The organism is Alteribacillus bidgolensis (genome assembly GCF_002886255.1).
Taxonomy (GTDB): domain Bacteria; phylum Bacillota; class Bacilli; order Bacillales; family Marinococcaceae; genus Alteribacillus; species Alteribacillus bidgolensis.
In genome coordinates, this window is sequence record NZ_KZ614149.1 from 388688 (window position 1) to 403866 (window position 15179).

16 protein-coding genes are annotated in these 15179 nt (G+C 38.8%); 13 read left to right on the forward strand and 3 right to left on the reverse strand.

The annotated features are described in order from the left end of the window. Positions 1-35: 35 nt before the first annotated feature. Complete coding sequence (locus CEF16_RS02110; RefSeq protein ID WP_091587215.1) at positions 36-236, forward strand: hypothetical protein; 201 nt, start codon at positions 36-38, stop codon at positions 234-236. Between the two features lie 345 nt (positions 237-581). Here the strand turns inward: CEF16_RS02110 and CEF16_RS02115 are convergent, their stop codons facing one another. Continuing rightward, positions 582-689, reverse strand: a complete 108-nt coding sequence (locus tag CEF16_RS02115) for a YjcZ family sporulation protein (RefSeq protein ID WP_091587216.1) — start codon at positions 687-689, stop codon at positions 582-584. A 260-nt stretch (positions 690-949) separates the two neighbouring features. On the opposite strand from CEF16_RS02115, the gene CEF16_RS02120 reads away from it, so the two are divergent. Together CEF16_RS02120 and CEF16_RS02125 are read left to right on the forward strand one after the other, a co-directional pair. Further along, positions 950-2599: an S-layer homology domain-containing protein gene (locus CEF16_RS02120; protein ID WP_096241732.1), complete on the forward strand. Its 1650-nt coding sequence runs from the start codon at positions 950-952 to the stop codon at positions 2597-2599. 10 nt (positions 2600-2609) lie between these two features. Then, positions 2610-2855 carry a DUF3006 domain-containing protein gene (locus CEF16_RS02125; RefSeq protein ID WP_091588511.1) on the forward strand — a complete coding sequence of 82 codons (246 nt, stop codon included), beginning with the start codon at positions 2610-2612 and terminating at the stop codon, positions 2853-2855. Between the two features lie 130 nt (positions 2856-2985). Here the strand turns inward: CEF16_RS02125 and CEF16_RS02130 are convergent, their stop codons facing one another. Both CEF16_RS02130 and CEF16_RS02135 read right to left on the reverse strand, forming a co-directional pair. Next, positions 2986-3435, reverse strand: coding sequence for a hypothetical protein (locus CEF16_RS02130; protein ID WP_091588513.1), 450 nt, complete (start codon positions 3433-3435; stop codon positions 2986-2988). 153 nt (positions 3436-3588) lie between these two features. After that, a complete protein-coding gene (locus CEF16_RS02135; protein ID WP_096241733.1) occupies positions 3589-4593 on the reverse strand; it encodes a DUF3231 family protein in 1005 nt (334 codons plus the stop codon). 238 nt (positions 4594-4831) lie between these two features. On the opposite strand from CEF16_RS02135, the gene CEF16_RS23545 reads away from it, so the two are divergent. The 10 genes from CEF16_RS23545 to CEF16_RS02180 all read left to right on the forward strand — a co-directional run bounded on the left by CEF16_RS23545 (position 4832) and on the right by CEF16_RS02180 (position 15166). Beyond that, complete coding sequence (locus CEF16_RS23545) at positions 4832-5119, forward strand: hypothetical protein (protein ID WP_139186010.1); 288 nt, start codon at positions 4832-4834, stop codon at positions 5117-5119. After that, positions 5001-5831, forward strand: coding sequence for an ATP-binding protein (locus tag CEF16_RS02140; RefSeq protein WP_091587645.1), 831 nt, complete (start codon positions 5001-5003; stop codon positions 5829-5831). Before CEF16_RS23545 ends, CEF16_RS02140 begins: the two co-directional genes overlap by 119 nt. A 207-nt stretch (positions 5832-6038) precedes the next feature. Beyond that, complete coding sequence (locus tag CEF16_RS02145) at positions 6039-6275, forward strand: hypothetical protein (RefSeq protein WP_091587647.1); 237 nt, start codon at positions 6039-6041, stop codon at positions 6273-6275. 355 nt (positions 6276-6630) lie between these two features. Beyond that, positions 6631-7059 (forward strand): hypothetical protein, encoded by a 429-nt coding sequence (locus CEF16_RS02150; protein ID WP_091587649.1) that lies wholly within the window; start codon positions 6631-6633, stop codon positions 7057-7059. 16 nt (positions 7060-7075) lie between these two features. Beyond that, positions 7076-7306, forward strand: coding sequence for a hypothetical protein (locus tag CEF16_RS02155; protein WP_091587650.1), 231 nt, complete (start codon positions 7076-7078; stop codon positions 7304-7306). 30 nt (positions 7307-7336) lie between these two features. Continuing rightward, positions 7337-7606, forward strand: a complete 270-nt coding sequence (locus CEF16_RS02160) for a hypothetical protein (RefSeq protein ID WP_091587709.1) — start codon at positions 7337-7339, stop codon at positions 7604-7606. Positions 7607-7815: 209 nt separating this feature from the next. Continuing rightward, positions 7816-8595: an arylamine N-acetyltransferase family protein gene (locus tag CEF16_RS02165; RefSeq protein ID WP_245917739.1), complete on the forward strand. Its 780-nt coding sequence runs from the start codon at positions 7816-7818 to the stop codon at positions 8593-8595. A 359-nt stretch (positions 8596-8954) separates the two neighbouring features. Next, the gene (locus CEF16_RS02170; protein WP_139186011.1) at positions 8955-10058 is read left to right on the forward strand and encodes a hypothetical protein; all 1104 of its coding nucleotides are present in this window, start codon (positions 8955-8957) and stop codon (positions 10056-10058) included. A gap of 57 nt (positions 10059-10115) precedes the next feature. Further along, on the forward strand, positions 10116-12608 hold the full coding sequence (locus tag CEF16_RS02175) for a VirD4-like conjugal transfer protein, CD1115 family (RefSeq protein ID WP_245917962.1): 2493 nt from the start codon (positions 10116-10118) through the stop codon (positions 12606-12608). A 191-nt stretch (positions 12609-12799) separates the two neighbouring features. Next, entirely contained in the window at positions 12800-15166 is a 2367-nt protein-coding gene (locus CEF16_RS02180) for a pLS20_p028 family conjugation system transmembrane protein (protein ID WP_091587656.1), read from the forward strand. Positions 15167-15179: the final 13 nt, after the last annotated feature.

Genomic DNA, 15179 nt, shown 5'->3' on the forward strand with positions numbered 1-15179 from the left:
TAATTGTTGAATTATACAGATGGAGGTGATAAACGTTGGAAAAAGAGGTTGTTATTAACCAAGATTTTCATACGATAACAGCTAGAAGTACTGACCAATTACAAACACAATTATACAAGGTCCTTGATCTGTATCGGAATAATAGGAAGGAATTTGCGTTAATAAGCCAAGTACAACCAGTAAATGATAAGGAATTTATTGTTATTATAGAAACAATCATAGAGCAGCAAAATTAATCTGCTGCCCTGCGAATGTCTGAAAAGCTTTCAAAGGAAATAGTGAAAACACAATAGAAAAAAGCCACCGTTGTAAACGGTAGCTGTAAGAGGTTATCCAATGGGATGGTAATGCTGTTGTCTTGTTCATTTGGCTCATTATTGTAGGTGTAGTTTAATATATGACTTAAAATAAAAAAAGTACTAGAAAAGGACATATCAATTCAAAAAAACACGTTTTCACTAGATTACTGATCTATTTTAATATTCTCCCTGCCATGATAAGTTGTTTGCTGACTCTCTTATTCCAAAATATCCCTCATATGAAGGAGGCAAAAGACGACGTCCTTTGCCTGAAAAAGTTATTTAATATTTCACAAAGCTAACACCTACAATAATTAAAAGAATAAACAAGACGACAATAAGCGCAAAATTACTCCCGCGTCCGAATCCACCACCAAATCCGTCAGACATATATACCCTCCTCTCTTTTCATGTAATTTTAAGCTGTAAAAAAATACAGCATAGTTGGCTATTCAAATTTAATATTTCATTTGTATTTGGACCAACATCTAAACTAAATAATTTTTTATTTTAGCTGACAGTAATTGTATATGTTAAAAAACTGATAAAGTTTGGACGAATAATCAATATTAAGGCACAAATCTTCAAAGTGCGTTTTATTCCAACAAATGTGCTAGAATAATAGCATAATTTGTAATTGGAGGGATTCTATGAAAATCGGAAAGTACATACTTTCGTTGGTGCTTGTTTTTACTTTGATAGCCCCCGTTGTATCGGCCGATTCTCAACAATTCACGGATGTATCGTCCGATTTTTGGGCTGAGAAGGAAATTGAATATTTAGCTGAAGAAGGCATCATTTTAGGTTATGAGGATGGAACATTTAGACCTAATGAGACGGTAAAGCGTAGTCAAGCAGCTTCGATGATTGTTGAAGCATTGGACTTAGACACCACAAATCGTCCTGCAGCTGATTTTAAAGATATTGATAATAGTTTTCATGCCTATGATGTAGCTGCAACTGTACAAGATGAAGGTATCATCGGTGGGCGGGATGGTCATTTTATGCCAAACAATGCTTTGACACGTGGTCAAATGGCAGCAGTGTTGAATCGTTCTTTTGATTTTGAACAGCCAGAAGGTACATATAATTTTGCTGATGTTGATGAAGAGGATACGTTTTATAATGATATTTCTACCATTGCAGAAGTCGGTGTGACAACAGGCTACTCTGAAGATAACACTTTCCGTCCAAATAATGAGACTACACGTGCCCAGTTTTCCGTATTCTTGGCAAGAGTTCTTGATTCAGAAAAGTTCGTTGAAGATGATGTCGCTTACCCGGCAGTTAACCTTGATGTCCATTTCATTGATGTTGGACAGGGAGACAGCATTCTACTAGAACCTAACGGCAGTGGTGGAAATATACTCATTGATGGAGGCAGAAAAGGAGAAGGCGAAACAGTCGTTCAATATTTAGAGGACCAGGGAATCAATGAATTAGAATGGGTTGTCGCTACACATCCTGATGCTGATCACATTGGTGGTTTGATTGATGTATTTAATGAAATTGAAGTTAAAAATGTATTAGATAGTGGAAAAGAACACACCACTGATACTTACTTTGAATATCTAGAAACTATTGATGAAAAAAATATTAATTTTGAAGTAGTAGAAGAAGGAGATTATTTAGATACAGTAACAGCAGAAATACAAATTCTTAATGGATATAATGACAGCAGTGATTTAAACGAGTCATCTATTGTTTTGCATACGACTTATGGCGAAACTACCGCCCTATTTACTGGTGATGCTACTGTAGATAACGAGGCAGAAATGATCGAGGAATATAATGTGGAAGCAGATGTTCTAAAGGTTGGACATCATGGGGCTGCAACTTCTACAAGTGCAGAATTCGTTGAGGCAGTAGATCCTAAAATGGCTATTCTTTCGTACGGAGAAAATAGCTATGGACATCCAGACGTAGATGTAGTGGATCGTCTTAGAAATGCAGATGTTGAACTATATAGTACTTATGATTCAGGAGATATTGAAGTTTCATTAAGTCATCAACGTCCAATTATCCAAGAAGAACAGTGGACAGGTGATGGTGAAGGAGAGGTATCAGAACCAGAACCTACGCCAGAGCCGGATCCTGAACCTGCACCAGGTTTAATTAATATCAATACTGCTGGTTACGAAGAACTTCAAGAAATTACCGGTGTAGGTCCAACTATTGCTGAACGTATCATTGAATACCGTGAATCTTATGGTGACTTTGACAGCATAGAAGAGATCATGAATGTTAAAGGTATTGCAGAAGGACGTTTCGAAGATATGAAAGACGAGATCACAGTATAGGAGTGATATCGTGGAAAAGTATACAATTGACCGGTTTGAAGGGGAACTTGCGGTTCTCCTTCATTCAGGTGATGAAACCGTTCAAAAGGATGTATTGAAATCACAACTTCCAGATGGTGTAAAGCAAGGCGATGTGTTGGAGATCATTTTTAAAGATAATGACACGGTTAAAAAGGCTGTTATTAAAGAGGATGAAACTGAATCTAAGAAAGCAAAAGCTAAATCGCTTCTGGAAAAATTGAAGAACAAAAAGTGAGAGTAAGGCCCTTCAGACCTTGCTCTTTTTTACATGGACTAGAATTTTTTCTTCTTCTGTTAAAGGGACCATATTGTTGAAGAACAAGAGAATTCAAAATAAGTCTTCTTTGTTAGATTAACTAAGAGCATTAATTATTTATTTTTTTTATTAACAGACCGATTACTACTCCCGGTATCACGGATAACATGGGTAACCATACAGGGCCCAATAATATCCCCATCATCTTGAATGTTGGCGAAAAAATTAGACCAACTGTTACAGAATAGGAGGCAAATGCAAATGGTAAAAATGCAAACGGCGATTTTCCTCCGCCAACATCTTTGTATGCGTCCCATACCGCAAAAAAGTACAAACAAGGGTAAAACATTAACCATTGATAATTCGCTTGTTGAATTGCTTTTTCTATCTCCCCATGAATACTTAAAAGGATCACTTTGTTAAAGTTGGATTGGACATTAATCAAAAATTCCAATGCTATAAAAAGAAATCCTTTGAAAAACTTTCTGTTTAAAATTTGGCCAAAACCTGGAAATGCAACACTCCAAAGTAATATTTCATACTTGTTATTTCGATTCATGTTATCCATCCATGTGATTGTAGACGTTATTAAATTATTTTCGAGCTTTCTTTCCTCAACTCACAATTTAGTGTTGCTTAACTTTAATTTTTTCCTTAGTATAAAAAAGGTAGAGTTACATTGACATCCGCTCCATTTGTAGGAAGAAAATTGTTATTTACCTTTTGCAATCTTTTTACGATTTGGGGCAAGTGGTGGCTGCTCTAACCATTTATATTTTGTCATCAAGTCGAACCAATCTTTTGTAACCAATAAGTTTTTTAATATGATTTTTTCATAATTCATTGCAAGATCGGTTCGCATAGCGACCGCAAGTCCTGTACCATGATAAGCTTGTGCGGTTTGTAATAAAAAACCAATATGATATAGCATTAGCTTGTCTGAAAAGGGAGCGTCTTGAGAAGTTGTTATTTCTGATTCCCAAGACATGGGTACAGGTAGATCATCGTCATGTAGTATTTTACTCAATGACTGAATTTGTTGGTCAGAGGTTTTTTGTGTATTCATTAAAAATTTTCTAACCTCATTTGACTGCGTCACCTGACTAAATGCAATAGAAAGAGTTTTTTCCATTATTTTTTTCTTGACGTTTAATGAAAGAGTAACCATTTCTGTTGCAGTTAAAGGGCGTTTGTCACTAAAAAAACCGTCTAAAAATTGTTGGCCTGAAATAAATTCGGGGCTTGTTTCAGGATAAAAATAGGGATCTCTTTGAAAGTGTCCTTTTTCTAATAATAATTCAATAGTATGATGATACATCCTCTTTCCGTCATTATCACAAGAATCATAAAAACTCCGTAAATCTTCTCTTACAGAAGAACTAAGTGATCCTATATGTCCTAATAAACCATGTAGTGTCATAATGTGTAAATAGTGTAAACAGAATATGTCCGAAAATAATCTTTTTGTTCCTTTATTAAGATCTGATTCATTAAACCCAATTGGAACTGGAAATCCTTCGTTTTCAAGGAATGTTGTTATCTGTTTCTTTTGTTTTTCAAAAGTCTGTAAAGCATCCTCAAAAACAGCTCTTATCTTTTCATCCTCTATAATGGATAGCATATACTTATTTACTATTTCAATCGCCGTTCCATTTATATATTCTGCCCACAATGTTCCAATTTCCGAAGATGTGAGTTTTAAATCCTGTTTGTCCATAAAATCACCTCTATACTAAAGGGTTTCCAGAATATTATTTTTTATATGTCCAAGATTATTGAAAAAAACTCTTCGGTAATCGGCCGCTTTAATGGAATATGAATAAAGCCAGTAAACCAATAAAATCAGTGGTTTACTGGCTTTATTTATAACGTCAGTTCCGCGTTAACAACTTTTTTAAGCTTCAAAACTTTTAAGATTTTAATATGTGTTCGCCCCATTTTATTGAGATGACTTTGTGTATCGAGCGATTGAAGTAGCTTGCTTAAATGCAAACGGTCCTCCAACATTCAAATGGCTGAAGTATTTGATTGAGGATTGGACCAGCAAAGGCGCGCGTTCTCCAGATGACATAGACCGTTTAGAAAGTGATTTTAAAAAGAAAAAGGTGAGAGGTGTTTCTGCCAATGGAAAAGCTAGCTTTCCAGGAAATGATGGACAGGCTAAGAGCCAGAGCAGAGGAAGTCAGGAACGATCCATCACGGGCGGCCAAGTCGGGTGGATTAAACCAGGAAAACGAGCGTGATTATGACTGCCCCAAATGCAAGGACAAAACCGGATACATTGCCGTACGGGATGGAATGGAAGTCTGGGTCCAGTGCAGTTGTATTGAGTGGAGAAGAGCTCAAAGATTGTTGCGTTCGAGCGAAATAACTAATGACTTTAAAAAGCTAGGCTTCCAAAATTTTAGGACGGAAGGAAAGCCAGAATTGATAAAGGGAGCTTATGAGTGTGCCTTAAGTTATTTTAGGAATTTCGAAGTCGTTGAAGGAAAACGTCAAAATAGTATTGCATTGTTAGGCCAACCAGGAGTCGGTAAAACACATTTACTAACAGCTATAGCAAATAATTTGATTCGAAAAAGACAAGTACCAGTACTGTACTTCCCTTATGTAGAAGGTTTTAATAACCTAAAAGACAATTTCGACAAGCTGGAAGAAAAAATGGAGCGCATGAAAAAAGCTGATGTCCTCTTTATCGATGATTTGTTCAAGCCTACCGGCAAGGATAAAAAGCCCCGTGCAACTGAATGGCAAATCGAACAGACTTACGCTGTCATTAACCATCGTTACTTGAACCACATGCCGGTTTTAATCTCATCAGAATTGCCGATTGATCAACTTGTTGAGGTTGATGAAGCATTAGCAACTCGCATTTATGAAATGTGTAAGGATTATTTGGTACTAATCCAGGGCGATAGATTCCAGCTAAATCACAGATTAGAGGGAAAGGTGTAATGCTTAAAACCGCAATCTATTTTCTTCCGTACCGACGACCGTTTATACAACGAAGCCCGACAACAACATTTAATACAAATGCTAAAAGCGAATTAAAGAAAGCGGTGTGAATGTTGGAATCTAATTAAGTCAAAAACAAATAAAAAATTTAAAGATTAAATGCCAACTGGTTGGATCAATATGATTAAACATTGTTGAGGTGGTACAATGAATGGTAGAAAAAGAGTTTCACAGGTTGAACTAGCTTATAAGGCAAGGTTCGTCAAGACATTTGAAAATGAAAGGTATGAGCTGAAAGGTTCCATTGCGGTGGAACGAAACAGTGGTGAAATTGCTCAGGTGGCAGATATATACTACCGGGTACGTTCTGCTCAAAATAAGAACAAAAAGCTCATTGCTAAACGTAAAAATCGTTCCGATGAATTGTGTTTATATTTGCCTTAGGTTCATAAAAGACGAAGGGTTGTAATTCTAGCAAGAGTATTAAAAAATCATCTCTGTTGAAAACCATTGACAACTGAATATGGGTGCCTCTGGCGTGCTTGAGCGATATGCCGGAGGTCAACATAGAACGGTTAGCTAAGTTCGATTCCTAAAACTTGCCACCATTCGTGAAACGCTCTTTATTTCTGGTTCTTCGTACCTTGCCTAAAACGACGTGCTTTGGGAAGCTACTAAAACGTAACGTATGTTTTAGTAAGCATGTTTCCATAGGGTTCTTGCTTCCAGCCAGAAAGCAATCATCGAACTTTTTTGATAGAGGGAGATGAGAAAATGTCTTTGCAAAGGTTGTGAACATATGAAAAGATTCGTATGCCTTTTACTACTTGTAGTGGGGATTTTTACTGCTTGTGGAAGTGGGGGTGAGACACTACAAGAGTATGAATATGAAGACTTTCGAGATATGGTGAATGCTGATGATTTCACTGGTTTTTCCTATATGTTGACCGATTATCAAACTCATGAAGAAGGTTATATAACCATGATTGAGGATGTCTTCGAACGAACAGGAGAGCAATTGATCTATACAAATGTTCAGGAATACGATGATGACGTACATGAATTTTTTAACGAAGAAAGTAGAGATCCTGATTTAATTTTACCTGGTGATAAAGTTGTTTATGTGAAAGAGGGAACGGTCATTAGTGAATTTCCCATAGAAAATAGTGTGCTCCAGACAGATGAGTACAATCAAGAGCTGCAACATTTTATTGAAACCCATCAGTAAAGGAGTCAGTAATAGTATGGCAGGAAATGCGAAAGAACGAAAGCAGAAGAAAGAAATTGCTCAGAAGATGATGGAAACGAAAGGGATGAAATATAACGATTGGTTACATGAAAAGCATCAAGAGTATATTGACGATAACCTTATCGATTACATGAATATGCAAGAAGAAAAACAGGAGGAGAAGAACGACGTTCAAAGTAATGAACCAACTTCTAGTACAAAACCAAAATTTCAAGAAATCCGTTAATAGAAAGGGGCAAGGTTGAGGATGTTTGACATGATGATGTCTACCGTTGTTTTCAGCGTTGCTAACGGGATGGACAATTTAATCTCAACAGGAGAAGGAATTCTCCAATGGGCGCAGCGTCTAGGGTTAATAGGCGCTGCGATTGCTTTTTGTATTGGGGGTTACTACCTCATGTTCGGTGGAGATCGAGGGCGGACCAAAGCAATTGGCTGGTTCTTAGGTGGCGCCGTTGGTTTGATCATTGTTATGGGTGCCTATGGTATTGCAACAGGCATTAATGACAATATTACTTTTAACTAGAAACCTATACAAATTCTTATAGTTTTTTTACCCTAACATTGTCGCCTGCTTTTTCCATATATATTTTCTAAGGATTTATATAAAATGCATGGATAACGCAGCATTTCATGTCCATCGTATTTTCACAACGAAAGGCAAAATGTTTATCATTCATGTTTTTTTCATGTACATTTGTCATAACAGTGAAAAATGAACGGGAGGTTTCAAACATGAACCAATTATTTCGTAACAGAATAGGTATCCCTACGGAAGAAACCATTACGTTTCAACATTTACCTAATGTCCTTCTGAAAACGGCAAAAACCATTCCTTTTGAAAATTTACGCATCATAGAAAATACAACACGTTCGATCACAAAAGAGAATGTAATAGACAAAATGCTAGTCAAACAGGAAGGGGGGCTTTGTTATGAGTTAAATACACTTCTCTATTTTTTCTTCGTAGAAAATGGTTTTAACGCAGAGTTAGTTCGTGGAGTGGTCTACAATAACGATAAGAAAGAATGGCTAACCCTTGGGAGAACCCATGTCGCTGTTCTTTTACGTCACGATGGGCAAACGTATCTTGTTGATACTGGATTTGGAAGCAATTTACCATTAAAACCTGTTCCGTTAAATGGTGAGGTTATCATATCTTCTAATGGAGAATTTCGGATAAAACAATCGGATAACGACCATGGAAACTATGTTTTGGAATTAAAGCTGGCACATAAGGATAAAGACTGGAGAATAGGATATACGTTCGATTCAAAACGACCTATTAAGAATGTAGCAGATTTTAATGAGATACAAACCATTCTTATAGAAGACGAAGCCTCTCCTTTTAACAATAATCCTTTAATGACTAAATTTACCGACAATGGAACGATCACTCTAACCGATACCTCCCTTACCCAATGGATAAACGGAGAATATAGTAAAGAAAAAATTAATCATAAACAATTCAACGAATTAGCTAAACAACACTTTGGTATAGCAGCATTGAAATAAATAGCTAAACTTGATTTTTAAAAAACGCCTTCTTTATTTAAGATGGTGCTTTTTTTATCTATTTTTTCTTAATCAGGTTTACACAGAAGAACCATCGATAGAAGGAAAAAAAGATAAAAAGAACGATAATATTTGCTGCGCTGCATAAAACCCTGATCCATAAAAAAGCTCCCACCACGACATTAGTGTCAAGGTCAAAAAATAATATGGTTATTTTAAAAAATACTATCCCAACTTGAGGATTTACTATCCGACATCGTCAGAACACTATCCGAAAACAGCAATTTACTATCCAAATTGTAATTAAAAGAGCCGTATTCCTTATGGCTATTTTATTTATTAAAGAAGGAGGAGAATCTGTGCTGTATGTGAACTTTACCCGTGGGAAGCACCCGAAAATTCGGAAGCATGAACGAATTCCATTTGCTGAAGCTGTGGCGCTTTCACAAGAAATGGAAATGGAAATGCGGGAAAAAGAAGAGAAAGTCGAGAGTTATTTTTATGTGATTGATACCGAATTTGAGGAAGAAATGTATGAGGGGGCATTCGTTTTCGGTTCCTTACAAGCGCCAAACTTATTTATTCATATAAAGAACCACTTACCTAAAATTCGAATGAATAAAGAGAAAGAAAAAATTCGATTAGCCTTCATTACGGAAATGGAAGAACTTATTGATGATCAGTATAAGGTTCAGGAACACATCGAAAAACAGGAAAATGTGGATGGAGATAAAGTTTCTCATTTGAAAAAGTGGCAAAGACGTTGCATTTACGGATTAGCAGGTTTATTCGCTGTCACCACCGTTGCCGTCTTTGCTTTCTTTTTTACTCAAGTGGGATCGATTAATCAAGAGTATCAAACTCTTGCTAATCAGGTTGATGAGAGGGAACGATTGATTGAGTACTATGAGGAAGCTCTGTTAGACGATACTGATCCAATAAAGGAATATTACAGCACACAAAACTCTAACGAGTTATCTACCAATGAACGGAACATCTATGCTGGTTATTTAGCAGATGAGGAAGATTTTGAAGCGCTGAATACGTTATTTAGTGATGATCATGGGCTAGTGGTGGATTTTCTATCCATGCACAAAGATGAGGATGTATTGCAAGCTTATCATGAAGCGTATCCGACCAATGAAGGGGAGTTTGATCTTGCTTTTGCGGATGAAGATTATGAAACAGTTGTTAGCTTAGAGAATGTTGAAGTGACGAACCGTCGAAGTGAAATGCGGTCGTATGCGTTCTTAAAATTAGGAAATGTTGAACGAGCGCAAGAAGAACTGGAGCGCAGTGAATCGGCCGAATTGGAAGAGCTAGTCGAACGTTATGTACAGTTAGAATCTGAAATAGAGGCATTAGATCAAGAAATAGACGGTCTCGATAAGGACGACGAGGAGGAGATTGAATCCTTGGAGGAAGAAAAAGCTGAACGACAAGAAAAACTCGAGAGCTTGTGACAGACACTTACAGAAAAGTGTCTTTTATTTTTTGGAAGGGGAGAAGAATCCTTGAAAATGCTCAAAAAAACACTTCAAAAACGGAAGACGCACGTTGCCATGGCGTTCATAGGTACGGGGTTGTTCTTCCTTTTTGTGAACGGCTTGTTGAACTTTATGATCATCAACATACAGGGGCTTTTAAGTAGTGATAATTTCTTTGAAATGTCGGCTATAGTGTTTGATGTTACGTTGTTTCTTTTTTCCTTCAATCCATTGCCGATCCTTGTCTACTATTTCCTAGGAGCGTTGTCGCTGGTTGCATTTGGTTTACTTCTCTATAAGTTACGAACGAATTTTCGAGAACTGGAAGAAGAACACGCAAAAGGGTCCAGTCGTTTCACCACGTTAGAAGAAATGAAACAGCAGTACCGATCCGTACCAGAGAAAAAAACCTTCTATAAAGGGGGAGGTGGTGTTCCGATTTCACGTTACAAAGATCAAATTTTTATTGATGATTCACCCGTAAATAACTTATGGGTTGGTACCACCCGATCAGGTAAAGGGGAGATGGGGATGTTTCCCATGATCGATATTTATTCCAGAGCTGAGAAGAAGGCCTCCATGGTGCTGAATGACCCTAAAGGAGAGCTGTTTGCAGCTTCGAAAGAAACGTTGGAAGACCGAGGATACCATGTGGAAGTGCTGAATTTGGATAATCCGTTACAATCCATGTCGTATCAAATCTTACAGATTGTTATCAATGCGTATGAAGAAGGAGACATGGCAAAAGCTGAACAATATGCCAAAACCATTTCCACTATGTTGTACGCAGACCCTTCCGCAAAGGATAAATTTTGGCAAGATAGTGCAAGCGCCCTATGTACAGCCTTGATACTTGGTCTATGTGAGAAAAATATTCCACACGACAAGGAAAAAATCACAATGTACACCGTGGCAACGACGCTTAATGAACTGGCCGCCGAAAAAGATATGGATGAAGTAACCGGAGATACAACAACAGGGCTTGATCGTTTCTTCGATAGTCTACCTGAAAACCATCCAGCAAAATTACAATACGCTACCGTGAAATTTGCTTCTGGTGCTGGGCAAACAGTAGCCGGAATCTTTGCCAATGCCTTCGACAAACTGAATATCTTTACGCTAACACCGATTGCGAAAATGACTTCGATGAACTCTTTTGATATGAAGAAGATTGGTTTTGGAAAAGTCATCGCTGGAAAGGCAAAGCCGTTGTCCAGAGTGCGAATACGGTTTGCCAAAGGTTCTACATCCATTCGCACGGATGCCAACGGATTATTCCACATTACACATAATGAAGCAGTCAAGCAGGGAGACCGCATGACGATTGAAGTGATAAACACGGATATTTCCCAAACGTTACATGTGGATGACATTCAAGAAAAGGATGGAACCGTCTTATATACGGTGGAGAATGATCGGCAGGAAGAAAGAGTCGGTATTTCGTTACGAACGTTTGAACAATTTGCGAAACCAACGGCCCTGTTTATGATCACGCCGGATTATGATACGTCCTTACATGTGATTGCTTCTTTATACATTAAGCAGTTGTACACGGAACTGGCCCGTACCGCAAGCAATACATCGGGTGGGAAATGTATTCGAGAAGTGATCTTCATATTAGATGAATTTGGGAACATGCCAGCTATTCAAGACATGGGAACGATTGTCACGGTCTGCTTAGGACGTAACATTCGTTTTAATCTCGTTATTCAGGCATACGCCCAATTGGAACGTAAATACGACAAAGACTGGAAGACCATTGATGGAAACTGTGCCAATACGATTTACATCTTAACCACTTCGAATGATACCGCCGAAGAAATCAGCAAGAAATTAGGCGATAAAACCATCACTTCCCATAGTCGCTCCGGTGGAACCATCTCGTTCAACAAAAATAAAACCGAAGGGACAGATGGACGGCGTTTACTCAATGCTACAGAACTCATGCAATTGGAAGAAGGAGAAATGGTGGTTATCCGAGGGATCAAGCGACAAGATCAGAAACGAAAAAAGATCAAGGCTTACCCGATTTATAACACAGAAAAAACCCGTATGAAATATCGGTTTGAGTACTTAGCCGATGATTTTGATACCTCCAAAGCTGCGAATGAAATCGACATTCTTTGTTTACATGCCGATCTCTCTTTAAATCAATTACGTTATGAGTTTCATCAGGACGATCCAAAAGCGTTAGATGAAAATGAGGAAACGGAAACTCCGTTAGAACCTTCTTCCCCGTTGCAAGAACACAATACAGAAAAATCTTTTGATGCACTGGAAGTTGGGGTTGTGTTAGAAAATGATAATATTTTGCGTTTCATCACTGAAAAAATAGCTCCTGAAACAGACATGACCGAGGAACAGGTTTTATCGATGCCAACGGTTGATTTCGAACACTTCATTCAGCAGCTAGAACAGGAGAACAAAGTGAAGTCCAATACGGTCAATGTTGTCCTAGATAAATTAAGTGGATTGAGAAATCAGGAAGAAAGCGAGGAACGACACGATGAGCAGTTACCAATGTAAAGTAAGCGATGTGATTCACCAATATGCCGATCTCTTAGAAGACCAGGATTTGATTATACGCTTGAAAGACGGGACATGTCGCATCCAAAAAAACATATACGATAACAACTACAAGATATGGGTTGATGATTATGATCTGATCGTGTCTTCCACCATAGAGAGATTTTTAGACGAATAGGGGGGTGGGTATTGTGAGTGATGAAGATATTTTAGAGATACTAGAAAAATTTGCGGAGCACCTATCTTTGGGGACCATTTTCATTGATATTTTTCGGACAATTGGCTGGTTCTTGGTGCAAGGGATGGCTTGGATTGTTGATCAAGTGGAAAACATCACGGATACGATGCTTGGATTAAAGGCACTTTATAGCCAATCAGAAATCGCGGAATTTTTGGACTCAGCGCAGCCGGTTTTGGTCATTCTCTTTGCTTTTAACATCCTATTCATTGGATATTTGCTTACATTCAATCGGGATTCATTAAACCGTTCTGCCATTTTCACCAATGTTTTTATGGCATTAATGGTCATTGTTTTACTCAGTGCAGGGATGGATCAAGCCAATGAATTCACGGATGATGCCGTAGAAGCGATCAATTATAACGATGAGGCCAGTTCCCTTGCCGATGATGTGATCACCAATAATATTACCGATATTTCGGTGTTTGATTTGGACGATTGGAACAACCCGGATTTAGAAGATAAAAATCATTTAAGCCCATCCTATGCCCGTGACATCAATATTACTTCCCCTCTGACCGAAGGGAGTAAGATCACCGAAGATGAGGAGCTATCAAATGATGGAAAAAAAATTTTAGAAAAAAAAATCGAAACACTCGGGGATGGATCACGGACAGTCGTAGATTTACAGGATGGCAACTGGATCACAGACATTACGCAAGAGTATTACTATCGCTATGACGTGGACTGGATCAATCTACTTGGTACGTTGGGGATTATAACGATTGTTTTGGTGACCATTGCGATTAAGCTTGCTCGTTTATTCTTTGAGTTGGCGTTTAACCATGTGTTAGCTCCGTTCGTTGCGGCATCGGATATGCACAGTGGCCAAAGAACCAAACAAGTGGTTCAAAACATCTTGAATATATTCCTCGTTACGATCATGATCTTTCTTTCTCTAAAAGTCTATATGATCGGGGCGAGTTGGCTAGGAGAAACATTGAGTGGCATTTCATATTTAATTGCCATGATCGGTTTTGGTTTGGCGCTATTGGATGGACCGAATATTGTAGAGCGCATCTTTGGTATTGATGCTGGAAGTAAATCTGGTTGGGGTGCCCTTGCAGCTACTTATGTGGCGACAAAAGGCGCTGCTGGAATGGCTACCAAGGGAGCAAGTGCTGCAGGTAAACTCGGGAGCAAAGTCACCAGTGGCGCAACAAAAGCGAGTGCAGGTGGTGCTGGAATGCTTTCCGGCTTAAGAGGTAAAGGCGATAATCAGCAAGGGAATGTGGCACAGCAAGCCCAAGCGCAACAAGTTAATGGAAAAGGACTGGCAAACAGTCAAGATCAACAAGGAAAAGGGCAAGGGGATAGAACACACCAAGCTCAAGGAAACCTTACCAATGCTCAAGGTACTGAAAAAAATGAAAACCAGAAAGGAAATGGATCTGGGACACAAGAGGGAGGTCCAACCAGACCACAATCCTTGCATGATGAAATGAAAGTGAAGGGTGCTGTATCTGGCGCAGATAAATCAGCTGTAAATGCTGTTGGAAGTACCGTAGTTAGTTCGTCCGCAGGTGCAGCTGGCAAGGTAGCCGGAAACGCCGTAGGAAGCACCTCAAGCAGTGTATCAGCAATGCCTGAACAGAATGTCGGGCAACCAACAGAAGGCGCTGAGAATGTCGTAGAAGGACGCCAAAGTGACGGTGACGTTGCAAGCGTGTCCGAGCAACACCAATTCGGCGCTTTTCATTCGTCAAAAGGTGGTAGCACGGTAACAGGAAGTTTATCTACATCCAGTGCAACGACTGGTTCCCCATCTAGTTCTGTATCCGGAAATGCTGCAAGTATCAATGCAAAAGGTGCATCTGTAACTGGAAGACAACAAGCGTCTTCCAGTGGATCAGGACAGCACAAAGAAGTTATTGAGCAAGAGAATGAAATTGCGGCTACTACGGACCAAGAAATAAGAAATGCAACCGTAGACCGTGGCGGCGCTTCAGGAGGAAACACCTCATCAACAATAAGCTCAACGGGTGGAACAAGTACACCGTCAGGAGGAAGTACTACATCTATCGGAGGCAGCACATCATCGGTTTCTGCTGGTTCATCGGGAAGCACGACGACGACAACGACAACGCAACAAACCACCACAAACGTTTCAGGTGGTGGCGGCAATGATCACGAGGTGATTCAAGAGGAAAATGTGGTCGTGCATGATGATCGCCATGCAGGGCAAGTCATTCGAGATTCTGTGACTCAACGATTGAACAACAATCAAACCGTTCAGGGAGCCAAAAAACATTATAATATCGGGAAAAATACCGGTCAGGCCATCCAGCGTAACGTCAAGAAGCGATTGAATCGAAAATAGAAAGAGGTGATTC

Coding starts and splice junctions, on each gene's coding strand:
- CEF16_RS02145 (WP_091587647.1), top strand. CDS start 6,039: ATGAATGGTAGAAAAAGAGTTTCACAGGTTGAACTAGCTTATAAGGCA.
- CEF16_RS02175 (WP_245917962.1), top strand. CDS start 10,116: ATGCTCAAAAAAACACTTCAAAAACGGAAGACGCACGTTGCCATGGCG.
- CEF16_RS02155 (WP_091587650.1), top strand. CDS start 7,076: ATGGCAGGAAATGCGAAAGAACGAAAGCAGAAGAAAGAAATTGCTCAG.
- CEF16_RS02150 (WP_091587649.1), top strand. CDS start 6,631: ATGAAAAGATTCGTATGCCTTTTACTACTTGTAGTGGGGATTTTTACT.
- CEF16_RS02115 (WP_091587216.1), bottom strand. CDS start 689: ATGTCTGACGGATTTGGTGGTGGATTCGGACGCGGGAGTAATTTTGCG.
- CEF16_RS02165 (WP_245917739.1), top strand. CDS start 7,816: ATGAACCAATTATTTCGTAACAGAATAGGTATCCCTACGGAAGAAACC.
- CEF16_RS02120 (WP_096241732.1), top strand. CDS start 950: ATGAAAATCGGAAAGTACATACTTTCGTTGGTGCTTGTTTTTACTTTG.
- CEF16_RS02135 (WP_096241733.1), bottom strand. CDS start 4,593: ATGGACAAACAGGATTTAAAACTCACATCTTCGGAAATTGGAACATTG.
- CEF16_RS02140 (WP_091587645.1), top strand. CDS start 5,001: ATGGAAAAGCTAGCTTTCCAGGAAATGATGGACAGGCTAAGAGCCAGA.
- CEF16_RS02160 (WP_091587709.1), top strand. CDS start 7,337: ATGATGATGTCTACCGTTGTTTTCAGCGTTGCTAACGGGATGGACAAT.
- CEF16_RS02130 (WP_091588513.1), bottom strand. CDS start 3,435: ATGAATCGAAATAACAAGTATGAAATATTACTTTGGAGTGTTGCATTT.